Raw genomic sequence first — 13,347 nt, 5'->3', positions numbered from 1 at the left:
GGCGTCGGTGTGAGTTGGGCTGTCATGGGGCGCTGGTTTCTTTGCGGTGCTGCTCGATGCGTTGAGCCAGGTCGTCAGCCACGCCGCGCAGTGCGTGGCAGGCGGGGCTGTCGACCGGTTGCTGGAAGGGGTCGTATTCGAACGTCAGGGCGTCGTCGAGCTGGGGGTCCAGCGGAACGTGGGCGAGCCAGCGGTCGGCCAGTTGCTGGCGCAGCACTTCAGCCATGTCCAGGCTCAAGGGGCGCTGCGGGTCGACCTGGTTGACCAGGAAAAAGGCGGTGCCCGGGCGCAGCGGCGCGAGCCAGGCCTGCAACTTGTCGAGCACCAGGTAAGAGGCGGCGTCCGCCAGGGTCAATGCCACCACCTGGTCGGCGATGGCCAGCATGGGGTGCAACCAGGGTGAAGCGCCGGTGGCGCTGTCGATCACCAGCAGGTCGTCGGGGCCCAGTTCGAGGGTCGCCAGTTGCTGCATCAACCACGCCGGATTGGCCGCCAGTTGTGCTTCGAAGGCGCGCAGGTCGGCGGCGTTGCTCGGACCGAAGGGCAGGCATTCGATACCGCTCTCGGTGATCGCGCGGATGCCATCCCAGCCGCTTTCTTCCAGGCGGGCCTGGTTGATGCCAGGGGTGGAACGGGGCAGCCTGAAGTGGCTGAGCAGCGCGTTCTGCGGGTCGAGATCAAGGACCAGGGTACGGCCGTGCGGGCGTTTGAGCAGTCTGGCCAGCGACGCCGCTACGGTGGTCTTGCCGACGCCGCCCTTGGCCGACATCACTACGATGACGTGGGCTTGCGGGCGTTGTGCGGGCTGGGCACGCAGGGCGTTGTCGAGGGCGCGACGGTTGTTTTCCCCGGCGGCGGCGCGACGGTCACGGGCGACTGCGGCCAGGCGATCACGCAGCGACCCGGCTGGCGCCTGTTCGGCAACAAAGGACGGCTCGGGCAGCGCGGGTGGCAGTGCCGCAGCAGGTAGCGCCGGGGCAGCGGGGCGGGCGGCGACCGTCGCGGGACGCTTGATCTCCACCAGTGTCACAGCCGGCGACTTGGCGGGCAGCGCTGCGCTTGCGGCGGGCACGGGCGGTTCGACAACGACCGGGAGGGGTTCGAGGAATTCGAACTCGGTGTTGATTTCCTTGTAGCTATCAGCACTTGCCCCAAAGCGGTGGAACAGGTTTCCAATATCGTCTGCTTGACTCATATATGTACTTCCAGCCTACGGCTATCTGGACTACAGAAGGGCAGGATCAGGACTTCCAAGAGGGTAAGGGTGTGATATCAAAATGACGGTGTCAATAATCTGATTATTTTTTGTCCTTCGCTTTCCGACGACGGGTAGCAGAAAAAACAGCGCCGGAAAATTGACCTGCAAGCGAGGGCTCTGGCACGCGTCATCCTTCAATGCATCGGCCTGTATTCGTTAAAGTTGAATAGTACTTAGGGTCTAACCTGACAGATTTTTCTGAGGCAACGCCTGATCCGTGTAGGAAAAAGCGTACAGATGATATCAATATTTCCTACAGTTTGCGCAAAGACCAATGGCTGGAAGGCCACAGGGCGCTGAGCGGTAGCAGGCTTTTTGCCATCGCCGTGGCGGCCGGAAAACCCGGTCGCCGCGGGAGGTGAGCAGGCAAGAACGATGCCTGGAGGCGCCTCAATGAGGCGCGCGGGGGATGGTCTTGAGCAGGTCTTCGGCGCTGATATGGCCCACGACTGCGCTGCCAGGCTGCGGCAGGTCGAGAATGTGGCCCTTCATCTTGCCGATCACGTGCATTTCGCAAGGCTTGCAATCGAACTTCAGGGTCAGCACCTCGTCACCGTGCACCAGTTGCATCGGCGCCACCTTGGTGCGCACGCCGGTCACGCCCTTGGCCTGTTTGGGGCACAGGTTGAAGGAGAAGCGCAGGCAGTGCTTGGTGATCATCACCGGTACTTCACCGGTTTCCTCGTGGGCCTCGTAGGCCGCATCGATCAGCTCGACGCCATGGCGATGGTAGAAGGCCCGGGCTTTCTCGTTGTAGACGTTGGCCAGGAACGACAGGTGCGACTCGGGATAGACCGGCGGCGGGGTGGTTTCGGCCTTGCGTGCGCCGCGCGGGTGAGCGCCGACCCGGGCATTGGTCAGCGATTCGATGACCTCGCGCCGCAGAGCCTTGAGTTGCGAGTTGGGAATGAAGAACGCCTGGGGCGCATCCAGTTCGATGGAGTCAGCGTGGTACTGGGTGGTGCCCAGTTGGCCGAGCAGGTCGTGCAACTGGTCCAGGGCCTGCTGTGGCTTGTTGGCTTCGCCGAACGGACCGTCGAGGCTGGCGCTGGCACTGACGCCCTCTTCGCTGATGGCGGTCAGTTGCAGGCGCTCCTCGCGCAGACGGGCGACCCAGGACAGGCCGACACGGCGCTCGGCGGAGGTCTTCTGCAGCGCTTGCTGCCAGTTGTGGTCGAGGTTGCGGCTCAGCGGATGGTTGGGGCGCAGCTTGTACAGGCCCTCTGGCATCTCGTTGGGCTCGACGCGGTAGCGGTAGCGTTTCTCGCCGTCTTCCTCGAACTCGCCCTTGAGCTCGGCGATATTGGCGCGGAAGCCGACCACTTCACGCTTGACCAGCACGTTGAGGCCGTCACCGTTGGACAGCGGGTCGTGGGTGACCACCTGCAGGTCGCGCTTGCCGACTTTCTCCACCACGCCCACCGCGAGGCCGGTGAAGGTCGGCGAGTCGAACGCACCGATGTCGATCTTGCGCTCGCTGACGAAGTAGTCGGTGCTGCCACGGTGGAAGGTCTTGTCCGGGTCGGGCACGAAGAAGTGCGCGGTGCGGCCGCTGGAGGCGCGGGCCAGGTCCGGGCGGTCTTCGAGGATTTCGTCCAGGCGCTGGCGGTAATAGGCAGTGATGTTCTTCACATAGCCCATGTCCTTGTAGCGGCCCTCGATCTTGAACGAGCGCACGCCGGCGTCGACCAGCGCGCGCAGGTTGGCGCTCTGGTTGTTGTCCTTCATCGACAGCAGGTGTTTTTCATAGGCGATCACGCCGCCTTTTTCGTCCTTCAGCGTGTACGGCAGGCGACAGGCCTGGGAGCAGTCGCCGCGGTTGGCGCTGCGACCGGTCTGGGCGTGGGAGATGTTGCACTGGCCGGAGAAGGCCACGCACAGCGCACCGTGAATGAAGAATTCGATCGCCGCGTCGGTTTCGTCGGCGATGGCCCGGATTTCCTTGAGGTTCAGCTCGCGGGCCAACACCAGTTGCGAGAACCCGGCCTGGTCGAGGAACCTGGCCCGGGCCAGGGTGCGGATGTCGGTCTGGGTACTGGCGTGCAGCTCGATCGGCGGGATGTCCAGCTCCATCACCCCCAGGTCCTGGACGATCAGCGCGTCGACACCGGCGTCGTAGAGCTGGTGGATCAGCGCGCGGGCCGGCTCCAGTTCGTTGTTGTGGAGGATGGTGTTGATGGTGGTGAACACGCGGGCGTGATAGCGGCGGGCGAATTCCACCAGTTGGGCGATGTCGCTGACTTCGTTGCAGGCGTTATGCCGTGCGCCGAAGCTCGGACCGCCGATGTACACGGCGTCGGCGCCATGCAGGATAGCCTCGCGGGCGATGGCGACATCGCGGGCAGGGCTGAGCAATTCCAGGTGATGTTTGGGCAAGGACATGATGTTTTTCTAGGCTACGACACGGTCAAGGCGCGCATTGTAGCGGCGAAATGCCCGCCGGGCATCCGAATGCTGCCCGGTGGCCTGGGTGTGGTGTCGGCGCCACCTATCGTGGCAGCGGCTTTAGCCGCGATTGGGCGCGAAGCGGCCATGAATCTGAGTCCCGGGTGCGCCAGGCTGACCGGGGATTCAGGCTAACGACGGCTGCGCCGCCGCTCCTGCAAGGGTCGGCAGCGGACCCTAGCCTTTGGCCGCCATTGCCGTCACTTCCACGCGCATGCCTTCTACCGCCAGTTCGGAAACGCCGACGGCGGCGCGCACCGGCCAGGGCTGGCTGAAGAAGCGCTGGTAGACCGCGTTGAAGGCCGGGCGGTCGGCCATGTCGGTGAGGTAGATAGTCAGGTGCAACACCCGGTCCAGGGAGCTGCCGGCCTTTTCCAGTGCCACTTTCAGCGCCTGCAAGGTGCATTCGCTCTGCGCGGTGATATCGCCCAGCTCCAGGCTGCCGTCGGCGCGGGTGGGGATCTGGGTCGACATCAGGATGCCGTTGAAGGCCGTCACGTCGGAGGAAATCGACTCCGGGTCGGGATCGGGAATGTAGGTGATGTCTTGGTTTGCCATGAATGCTTTCTCGCTGACTCGGTTGAAACAGGCTGCACAGTGTAAGCCGTGCACAGGTGCAGGGCGAATCCGGTTGAACCCCGGCGCGTGCGCGCCAGTCCATCGAAGACCTTTCATGCACTACAAGGAGCAATGCGATGAAATCCATGACCTCGATGTTCGCTGGCCTGGCCCTGATCGGCGCCCTGTCTGCCCCGGCCTGGGCCGACCAGCCCGGTGCCGACTGGAAAGTCACCCAGGAGCAGGCCACGGCCACCCTCAAGGCAGCCGGCTACACCCAGATCACCAAGATCGAGGCCGATGACGGCCATTGGGAAGGCGAAGGCACCAAGGCGGACGGGATGAAATATGAATTCAAGGTCGATCCGCACAGCGGCAAGATCGTGAAGGACGAGATGGATCACTGATGCCTACGCTCGCAAGGACCGCTAACCGGCCCTTGCGAGCCCGCTTCAGGCGACCAGCGCCTCGATGATCGCCTTGTTGAACGCGGGCAGGTCATCCGGTTTGCGCGAGGTGATCAGTGTCCAGCCATTGGCGCCGCACTGTTTGACTTGCGCATCGACCCATTCGGCCCCGGCATTCTTCAGGTCGATCGCCACGCTGGCGTAGGAGGTCAGTGTCTTGCCGCGGGCCACGCCGGCGTCGATCAGTGCCCAGGGGCCGTGGCAGATGGCGGCTACCACCTTGCCGGCTTCGGTGAATTCTTTCAGTAGCCGCTGCGCATCGGCATCGCCGCGCAGGGTGTCGGCGTTGACGGTTCCGCCTGGAATCACCAGCGCGGCGAATTCCGCGCTTTGCACATCCTTGAGCTGCACATCGGAGTCCACGGTGACGTCCTTTTCCGTGTCCTGCTTGAAGGTCTGGGTGGTCCCGCCCTTGATCGAAGCATGGATGACGGTCGCGCCCTCGGCGCGCAGCGCCTCCAGTGGCTTGAGCAACTCGTCGCGCTCGATACCGGCGTTGGCGGTGATGACCAGGATTTTCTTGCCTTGCAATGCTTGGCTCATGAAGGGTTCTCCGGAATGAAAGTGAGCGACCCACTGTCGCCGCCTTCTGTTGAGGCAAGGCGCCTGGCAAAAGTTTGGTTTTTCTTTTTCCCGCAGATTGAACGTCCTTCACGGTCATGGGCTCAGAACTGAAAGGCACCTGAACAGGACCACGGCCATGAATGACAAGCCTCACCGCCCGGAACTCCAGGCCTGGCATGACATGCTGACGGACGACGGCTACCGCCTGGACTCTCCGGATGCCTGGCACGCCAGCCTGTTGCAGGGCGCCGAGCAATTGCTGAGCAGCGGGGTGGTGGACTGGGACGAATACAGGGCGCTCAAGGCACTGGCCAATGGTGGCCATGCGCGGGCGCTGGAAGAGGCGCTGGATAACCGTCTGGCGGACCCCGAAGCATGAAAGCGCTGAAGATCGCTACCTTCAACGTCAATGGTATCCGCGCCAGGCATGGGCATTTGCTCGACTGGCTGGCGCGGGAAAAGCCTGACATTGCCTGCCTGCAGGAACTCAAGGCCGAGGTTTTTCCGACACAGGAACTGGCCGAGGCGGGCTACGGCAGCCTGCACGTCGGCCAGGCGGCCTGGAATGGCGTCGCTATCCTCGCTCGGGACGCCGAGCCGCTGGAAATCCGCCGCGGCTTGCCAGGCATGGACGACGACGGCCAGAGCCGGTATCTGGAGGCCGCCGCCCACGGCGTGGTGGTGGCCTGCCTGTATCTGCCCAACGGCAACCCGCAGCCGGGGCCGAAGTTCGACTACAAGCTGGCCTGGTTCGAGCGCCTGATCGAACATGCTCGGGTGCTGCTGGACAGCGGTCATCCGGTGGTCCTCGCCGGCGACTTCAACGTCGTGCCCACCGACTTCGACATCTACAACCCGCGGTCGTGGCTCAAGGATGCGTTGCTGCAACCCGAGAGCCGCGCCTGCTATCGGCGTCTGCTCGACCAGGGCTGGACCGACTCGTTGCGTCATCTTTACCCGGACCAGCGGCTGTACACGTTCTGGGACTATTTTCGTGAGCACTGGCCAAAAAACTCCGGCCTGCGCATCGACCATCTGCTGCTCAGCCCGAGCCTCGCGCCCCACCTGAAGAATGGCGGCGTCGATGCCTGGGTGCGCAACGAACCCAAGGCCAGCGACCATGCGCCGGCCTGGGTCGAGCTCGATACAGGAGCCCGTCATGACGGATGAAGCCTTCGTCGATCCCCGGCGCGCCCTGGACACGGTGCGGCAGTTGCGCTTCCAGGACGACGGCGCCACGCCCAACAATCGGCTGCCGGTGATTCGCTATTTTCTCCAGACCCGGCCCGGCAGCGATGCCGCCGAGGCGTTCGAGGCGCTGTTTCGCCGGCACCACTGGACGCCCTTGTGGCGAGCCGGGATCTTCGATTTTCACCATTACCATTCCACTGCCCACGAAGCGCTGGCCGTGGTGCGCGGGCAGGCGCGGGTGACCCTCGGCGGTCAGTCTGGTCAGACTCTGAGCATCGGCACCGGTGACGTCCTGGTCCTCCCAGCGGGCACCGGGCACCGCTGCGTCGAATGCAGCCGGGACTTTCTGGTGGTGGGCGCCTATCCGAGGGGACAGGAAAACTACGATATCCAGCGCCCCAGCAGCGCCAGCCATGCGGCGTCCAGGGCGCGGATCGCCCAGGTTGCCTTGCCCGAGGCGGATCCGGTGGCGGGGGAGGATGGGCCGTTGATGGCGGCCTGGGGAGGGGAGCGTAGTGGTTTCAAGCACTAGCCGCACAACACGGTTGATCCTGCTGGCCTCATCGCCGGCAACGCCGGCTCCCACAGGGTATCTGAGCCAGGCGCCGGACCGGCGTCTGGCCAGATAAATTATGTGGGAGCCGGCGTTGCCGGCGATGCGCCGCGCGGGCGGCGCTCGATCTCACGGCCGCCGCAAATCGAGCGACCTGCACTTGTCAGCCTGCCGACAGGCTCACGCCAGCAAATCCTCGTAAAACGCCCCATACGGCTTGCTCGGGTGGGCTATCTGGATTTCCAGGATCCACAGGCCGCGATTAGGCCGCCCGGCAAAATCGCCAAGATCACCCGCGCGGTAGATGGCATGGGGGAAGTCGCTGACGCGGTGCCCCTTGATGTCCAGGTTGAGCGTCCAGCCCATGGCCCGGGCCTGCTGTTCGGCAAAATCATAGAGCTCGACACCGCTGCAGTCTGCCTCGCGCCAGTGCGCCTCCACACGTTGGTAGAGCGCCTTCGCCGCCGCCGCGCAGGCGATCATCTCGGCATCGTCGCCCACGGTGAAGGTGGCGCCGGCATCGCCCTCATGGCCTTTCCAGACGATGCCCATGTCGATGAAAAAGATGTCGTGCTCGCCCAGTACCGGATCACCGTCCGAACGCTGGTTGAAGGCTTTCAGGGTGTTGGCGCCGAAGCGCACCAGCAGCGGGTGCCAGATGCGCTCCATGCCCAGCTCGGCAAGGATCTGCTTGCCACGGGCGGTGGCTTCGGTCTCGGTCATGCCCGGGCGTATCACCGCGGCGATCGCGTCCACTGCTTCCCAGGTGCGGGCCTGGGCGTATTGCATCGATTCCAGCGCGTAGTTCGCGCCGGTGGCTTCCTTGGGGTACACGGCGGTGTTCATGGTGGGCTCTCTTTATCAAGGGCTCTGGCTGTTTTGGCTATATAACCTCCTATATAGCGATATGGCTTGCAACATTTTGTTAATCGCTCAGTGCCCGTACAGCCCGACCAGGCTTTGCCCACCCAGCGCATGCCCTTGCAGCGCCTTGAGCAGGCCGTCACGGTCCAGCCCTTCGGGCAGTGTGCCGGGGGCCAGGTCGGTGGCGATCAGGGTCAGGTTGTAGTGGTGCGGGTTGTCGCCCGCCGGTGGGCAAGGTCCGCGGTACGCCGTGGCGCCCTTGACGTTCCTGCCGATGCTGATGCCCTCGGTGACGCCTTCGGCCAGCTCGCCGCGGCTGGCGTCGATGTTGTAGGCGACCCAGTGGACCACGCCCAGGCCCTTGGCACCGTCCGGGTCGAACATCACCAGCGCCACCGAACGGGTGCCTTCGGGAAGGTTTTTCCAGCTCACCTGGGGCGAGCGTTCCTGACCTTTTCCGCAGTTGGTGTCGGCGCCGATCTGGGCCAGGGGGAGGGTGCCGCCGTCGGTGAAGGAGCTGGAGGTGAGGGTCAGCGGCGCCGCCTGTGCGGCGCCAGCCAGGGCCAGCAACAGCGCGCCGGCGAGGGAGGGGAAGGTGGTTTTCACTGCAGGTCGCCTTTGAAGTGATCGTCGGGACACCGCAGTGTAGACGCTTACTCGACGCCGGCGCGGGGGACCGGCGGGTTGCCGGCATGCTCGCCCATTTCCGGCACCGGAGGGTGCTCCTGGGCCGCGTGGCGCAGGTCGTCGGTCACCCGCAGCTCGGCGCCGGTGGGCGAAAAGGTCGCCGACGGCACGAACGGCGCAGGGTTGGCCGGCACCGGGCGCTTGCCGCGCCGCCACAGGAAGAAACTCACCAGGGCAAGGTTGATGGCGGTCATCGCCCAGAACAGGCCGACTTCGCCGTAGCTGTTCATCAGCGGCGAAATCGCCACCGGGCTGATGGCCGAGCCCAGCGAGTTGATCAGCAGCAGGCCCTGGATCATCGGCACCAGGGCTTCAACCGGCGCACGGTCGGCGGCATGGCTGACCGACACCGGGTACACCGCGAACACGCCGCCACCGAGCAGGAACAGCATGGCCGGCAGCAGCGCGGAGTCGGACGGCAGCAGCACGATCACTACCGACAGCACGGTGCACAGCATGCCCAGGGCGATCAGCACGTCCTGGCGGTCCTTGCGGTCCGACCAGCGGCCCACCGGGTATTGCAGGAGCATGGCGCCGAGAATCACCCAGGCCATCATCTGGCCGACTTCCCCCACATCCAGGCCGATGCGCTGCAAGTACAGCGGCAGCAGGGTGTAGATCGCGGCGATGGCCACGCCCGAGCCGAAGCAGCCGACCAGGCCGGTCGGGGTGACGCTGAGCAACTGCCGAGGCTTGAGCGGCTCGACATGCTCCAGCAGCGGCGACACCCGCGGCAGGATCACGATCGGCAGCACCGACAAGGCGGCCAGCATGCCGGCGACCATGAACGGCGCGGCATCGCTCCAGCCAGCAATGGACCCCAGCGCCGCCTGGCTGAGCACGCCGGCGCCATAGAAGGCGATCATGTACAGCGCCAGCAGGCGGCCGCGGACCTTGGTGTCGCCGGCCATCAGCAGCCAGCTCTCGATCACCAGGAACACGCCGACCGTGGCCCAGCCATTGATCATCCGCAGCACCGCCCAGCCCCAGGTATCGACGAACCGGCCCTGGGCGAGGATGGTCACGGCGATGAGCGAGGCGAAGCTGCTGTAGGCGCGGATATGGCCGATGCGCAGGATCAGCCGGTCATTGAACACAGCGCCCAGGGTCAGGCCGATGAAATAGGCGGAGGAGACCATGCCGATCATGGTCGGCGATTCGCCGGCATCGGCCAGGCGCAAGGTGGTCAGGGAAGACAGAAAACCGTTGCCCAGGGCCATGATGAACAGGCCGAGCAGGGGTGCCAGCGCCATCGCCAGCAAACGCGGAGACATACGTACCTCAAGAAGTTCGATTAACGGACAGACCCTTGGTACGCGCGCGCACATCGACCGGACCGTGACGGACCGGTGCTGCATGTTTATTGGGATTGTTCGCTGCTCGATACGACCAGGCGAAAAAGGGCGCGGAATTCTAATGGGTTTGCGGGGGTGGTTGACAGGTGGGAATGGGTGTGACGGATTGTCGCGGCGCTCTGAAAGAAACCTACCGGTTGGCAGGCAACTGCAAATTCCCGGCAGGCAGGTGCAAGAAACCTGACTATCCAGATGAGTTAATTCCCCGGTGATCCGGATTCATACGGATCTCGACTGGTCCTTACGATAAAAATAAAGGGGATTGATGTGAAAAGGTTTCGCCATGGCTCATTACTGGCCGCGGCCCTGAGCGCCATTTCGTCCGGCGCCTCGGCCTACGAGCTGTACACCGACGCGGACTCGACACTGAAACTGAACGTCCAGGGCGCCCTGGGCTTCTTCCACAGCGAGGAAAGCTACAACCAGGGCGGCCCGATCGACCCCGGTTCGGTGGCCTGGCAGGAAGCTTTCCTGCGCTACGGCCTGAGCGGCACCACGCGCTTCCCGTCTGCCGGCAATTCGTCGCTGTACGGCGAATTCAACCTGGTCAGCAACGGCACCTGGGACGAGGGCGACGCCGCCGGCTACACCGACGGCACCGAGCGTCGTACCGACATCGACCGCGCCTACGCCGGCTGGCGCTCCGGGGATCTGTTCCCGGCGCTGGGCAAGGATGGCGTGGACATTTCCGGCGGCCGGCAGAAGGTCAAGGTCGGCGACGGCTTCATCATCAACGGCGATGGCCTGAGCGTTGGCAACAACTTCGGCGATGGCAGCCTTGACCGCGGCGGCGCCTATTACCTGACGGCACGCAATGCCTTCGACAAGACCGCCTGGCTGCGCCTCGGCGGGCAGCAGGGCTGGCGCGGCGACCTGATCTGGCTGAAATCCGACAACGATCTGAAGGCCAGGCCGGAACTGGGCATCGGTGTGCTTGAGCATGTGGCGCCGGAAGGCACCGTGGGCCTGACCTACGTCAAGGGCCTGGATGTCGAAGACCGGCTGGCCAACGCCTTCAGCGCTCAGCGCGACGGCCTGGAGATCACCAGCCTGCGGGCCCAGGGCAACGCCGGGGTCAAGGACCTGTTCCTGTCGTTCGAGTATGCCCACGAAGACAAGCGCCTGGGCGACGAACACGCCTGGTACGCCGAGGCCGGCTGGACCTTCTCGGGCCTGCCCTGGCAGCCGCGGGTCGGCTACCGCTACAGCCGTTATTCGGAAGACTACGATCCGCTGTTCAGCGGTTTCAGCCGCGGCTACGGCACCTGGTTCCAGGGCGAGGTGGCGGGCAATTACTCCGGACCGTTCCAGCGCAACGCCGTCATCCATATGGCCAGCCTCGGCCTGACCCCGCACCCGGACGTGGCCATGGGCGTGCTGCTGTTCGACTTCAACACCCTCGACCGTAGCCAGGGTGATCTCGCTGCCCGGGAACTGGACCTGTACCTCGACTGGACCGTCGGCCACTTCACCGTCAGCCCCTTGGTGGGCCTGTACAAACCGAAGAAAAGTGCCGAGGAGGGTGGTTCGCAGCAGGGTAGCGACGACCTGAATCTGTACAGCCAGTTGGTGATTTCCTTCGCGTTTTGATGACTTTTCCCGCACGAGTGGCTTCCCACTCCATAGCGTCACTTATAAAAAGGAACAAACCCGATGCGTGCTCCCTTCTTTCCCTCGGCCCTGGCCATGGCGGTCGGCCTGACGGCGTCACTGGCCCTGACGGCGGCGCAGGCGGCATCCAACGATCCGGCGCGGCCGAACATTCTCGTGGTGGTGGCCGACGACATGGGCTACGCCGACCTCGGCAGCTTCGGCAGCGAGATCGAGACCCCCAACCTCGACTCCCTGGCCGCCTCCGGTGTGCAACTGACCAACTTCCAGGCCATGCCGGCCTGTTCGCCAACCCGCGCTGCGCTGCTGACCGGCGCCGACCCGCACCAGGTCGGCCTGGGCAACATGGCCGAGGAAACCGCGCCCAACCAGGAAGGCAAGAAAGGCTACGAGGGCTATCTGAACGATCGCGCCGTGACCATTGCCTCGCTGCTGCGCGACTCCGGCTACGACACCTACCTGGCCGGTAAATGGCACCTGGGCAGCAGCGAGCAGACCGGCCCGGACCAGCGCGGTTTCGAGCATTCCTTCAGTCTGCTCAGTGGCGGAGCCAGCCACTATCCGGACATGAAACCGGCCTACGCGCCGACCCCGGACGCCAAGGCCCCATACGCCGAGGACGGCAAACGCCTGGACAAGCTGCCGGCGGACTTCAGCTACTCCAGCCAGTTCTATGCCGACCAGATGATTCGCTATATCGCCGCCGACAAGGACAGCGGCCGGCCGTTCTTCGGCATGCTGGCCTTCACCGCGCCGCACTGGCCGTTGCAGGCCCCGGATGCGGCCATCGCCAAGTACCGTGGTCGCTATGACGCCGGCTACGATGCGCTGCTGCAGGCGCGCCTGGACAAGCAGAAGGCCCTTGGCCTGATTCCCCAGGACGCCGAAGCCGCTGCCCGCTCGCCCAAGGGGCGGCCGTGGGACAGCCTGAGCGCCGAGGAGCGTCAGCGTGAAGCCCGGGCGATGGAAATCTACGCCGCCATGATCGACCAGATGGACGCCAACACCGGTCGGGTCTTCGACTACCTGCGGCAGAACGGTCTGTACGACAACACCGTGGTGATCTTCATCTCCGACAACGGCGCAGAGGGCCACGACCTTGACGAGACCTGGCCGGCAGACCAGTTCCCGAAAATCCGCAAGGTGATCGACGAGACCAACGACTTCAGCTACGCGCACATGGGCAAGCCGGGTTCGTACACCTTCCTCGGCCCGAACTGGTCGCGGGTGGCAGCGCCGACCCTGAGTCTGTTCAAGGGTTTCCCTACCGAGGGCGGCACGCGTACGGCCGGTATCATCCGTATTCCGGGTGTCGATCAGCACGGCAAGAAGCTCGATCAACTGGTCAGCGTCAAGGACTTCGCCCCGACCTTGCTGGAGCTGGCTGGGGTCAAGCACCCCGGGCAGCACTACAAGGGCCGTGACGTGGTGCCGATGACCGGTACCTCGATCATCCCGCTGCTCAAGGGCGGGCAAGGGGCGGAACGCACCGAGGGCGGGGAACTGTTCGGCAAGCGTTTCGTGCGCAAGGGCGACTGGAAGCTGGTACATATGCCCAAGCCGTGGGGCACGGGGGAGTGGCAATTGTTCAACCTGCACTCGGACATGGCCGAGCGCCATGACCTCAGCGCCCAGCAACCGCAGAAGGTAGCCGAGCTGAAACAGGTGTGGGACCAGTATGCGCGGGAGAACCATGTGATCCTGCCGGACCACGTCAGCGGCTATTAAGCAGCTCATCGCCTTGCAGGAGCAGGCTTCGCCAGCTCCTGCAGCGTGGATGCAAGATGTAGAGAA

13 protein-coding genes are annotated in these 13,347 nt (G+C 64.5%); 6 read left to right on the top strand and 7 right to left on the bottom strand.

Translation table 11 applies throughout. The annotated features are described in order from the left end of the window. Positions 1-22: 22 nt before the first annotated feature. The 3 genes from bcsQ to AC05QJ_RS18255 all read right to left on the bottom strand — a co-directional run bounded on the left by bcsQ (position 23) and on the right by AC05QJ_RS18255 (position 4,261). The gene (gene bcsQ, locus AC05QJ_RS18265) at positions 23-1,195 is read right to left on the bottom strand and encodes a cellulose biosynthesis protein BcsQ (RefSeq protein WP_476742696.1); all 1,173 of its coding nucleotides are present in this window, start codon (positions 1,193-1,195) and stop codon (positions 23-25) included. 453 nt (positions 1,196-1,648) lie between these two features. Then, positions 1,649-3,640, bottom strand: a complete 1,992-nt coding sequence (locus AC05QJ_RS18260) for a peptidase U32 family protein (protein WP_476742695.1) — start codon at positions 3,638-3,640, stop codon at positions 1,649-1,651. A gap of 240 nt (positions 3,641-3,880) precedes the next feature. Continuing rightward, positions 3,881-4,261: a RidA family protein gene (locus tag AC05QJ_RS18255; protein WP_476742694.1), complete on the bottom strand. Its 381-nt coding sequence runs from the start codon at positions 4,259-4,261 to the stop codon at positions 3,881-3,883. A 137-nt stretch (positions 4,262-4,398) separates the two neighbouring features. Here AC05QJ_RS18255 and AC05QJ_RS18250 point away from each other — a divergent pair, with 137 nt between their 5' ends. Beyond that, positions 4,399-4,668, top strand: coding sequence for a PepSY domain-containing protein (locus tag AC05QJ_RS18250; protein ID WP_476742693.1), 270 nt, complete (start codon positions 4,399-4,401; stop codon positions 4,666-4,668). A 45-nt stretch (positions 4,669-4,713) separates the two neighbouring features. Here AC05QJ_RS18250 and AC05QJ_RS18245 read toward each other — a convergent pair whose 3' ends face one another. Next, on the bottom strand, positions 4,714-5,271 hold the full coding sequence (locus tag AC05QJ_RS18245) for a type 1 glutamine amidotransferase domain-containing protein (RefSeq protein WP_476742692.1): 558 nt from the start codon (positions 5,269-5,271) through the stop codon (positions 4,714-4,716). A 157-nt stretch (positions 5,272-5,428) separates the two neighbouring features. Here AC05QJ_RS18245 and AC05QJ_RS18240 point away from each other — a divergent pair, with 157 nt between their 5' ends. From AC05QJ_RS18240 to AC05QJ_RS18230, 3 genes are read left to right on the top strand one after another with little or no spacing between them, the layout of a single operon-like run. Beyond that, a complete protein-coding gene (locus AC05QJ_RS18240) occupies positions 5,429-5,671 on the top strand; it encodes a hypothetical protein (RefSeq protein ID WP_476742691.1) in 243 nt (80 codons plus the stop codon). Next, positions 5,668-6,462, top strand: coding sequence for an exodeoxyribonuclease III (locus AC05QJ_RS18235; RefSeq protein WP_476742690.1), 795 nt, complete (start codon positions 5,668-5,670; stop codon positions 6,460-6,462). Before AC05QJ_RS18240 ends, AC05QJ_RS18235 begins: the two co-directional genes overlap by 4 nt. Continuing rightward, entirely contained in the window at positions 6,452-7,015 is a 564-nt protein-coding gene (locus AC05QJ_RS18230; RefSeq protein WP_476742689.1) for a cupin domain-containing protein, read from the top strand. Before AC05QJ_RS18235 ends, AC05QJ_RS18230 begins: the two co-directional genes overlap by 11 nt. A gap of 201 nt (positions 7,016-7,216) precedes the next feature. On the opposite strand, the gene AC05QJ_RS18225 is transcribed toward AC05QJ_RS18230, so the two are convergent. The 3 genes from AC05QJ_RS18225 to AC05QJ_RS18215 all read right to left on the bottom strand — a co-directional run bounded on the left by AC05QJ_RS18225 (position 7,217) and on the right by AC05QJ_RS18215 (position 9,861). Next, positions 7,217-7,882 carry a M24 family metallopeptidase gene (locus tag AC05QJ_RS18225; RefSeq protein ID WP_476742688.1) on the bottom strand — a complete coding sequence of 222 codons (666 nt, stop codon included), beginning with the start codon at positions 7,880-7,882 and terminating at the stop codon, positions 7,217-7,219. 87 nt (positions 7,883-7,969) lie between these two features. After that, positions 7,970-8,506, bottom strand: coding sequence for a YbhB/YbcL family Raf kinase inhibitor-like protein (locus AC05QJ_RS18220; RefSeq protein ID WP_476742687.1), 537 nt, complete (start codon positions 8,504-8,506; stop codon positions 7,970-7,972). Between the two features lie 47 nt (positions 8,507-8,553). Next, on the bottom strand, positions 8,554-9,861 hold the full coding sequence (locus AC05QJ_RS18215; protein ID WP_476742686.1) for an MFS transporter: 1,308 nt from the start codon (positions 9,859-9,861) through the stop codon (positions 8,554-8,556). A gap of 348 nt (positions 9,862-10,209) precedes the next feature. Between AC05QJ_RS18215 and AC05QJ_RS18210 the strand changes: the two genes are divergently transcribed. Further along, positions 10,210-11,532 carry an alginate export family protein gene (locus AC05QJ_RS18210; protein WP_476742685.1) on the top strand — a complete coding sequence of 441 codons (1,323 nt, stop codon included), beginning with the start codon at positions 10,210-10,212 and terminating at the stop codon, positions 11,530-11,532. Positions 11,533-11,595: 63 nt separating this feature from the next. After that, on the top strand, positions 11,596-13,281 hold the full coding sequence (locus AC05QJ_RS18205) for an arylsulfatase (RefSeq protein WP_476742684.1): 1,686 nt from the start codon (positions 11,596-11,598) through the stop codon (positions 13,279-13,281). The last annotated feature ends 66 nt before the right edge of the window (positions 13,282-13,347 follow it).

The sequence above is a fragment of the Pseudomonas sp. TUM25319 genome (assembly GCF_056388475.1).
Note: the sequence above shows the minus strand (reverse complement) of the source record. Positions and strands in the feature narration are given on the sequence as shown.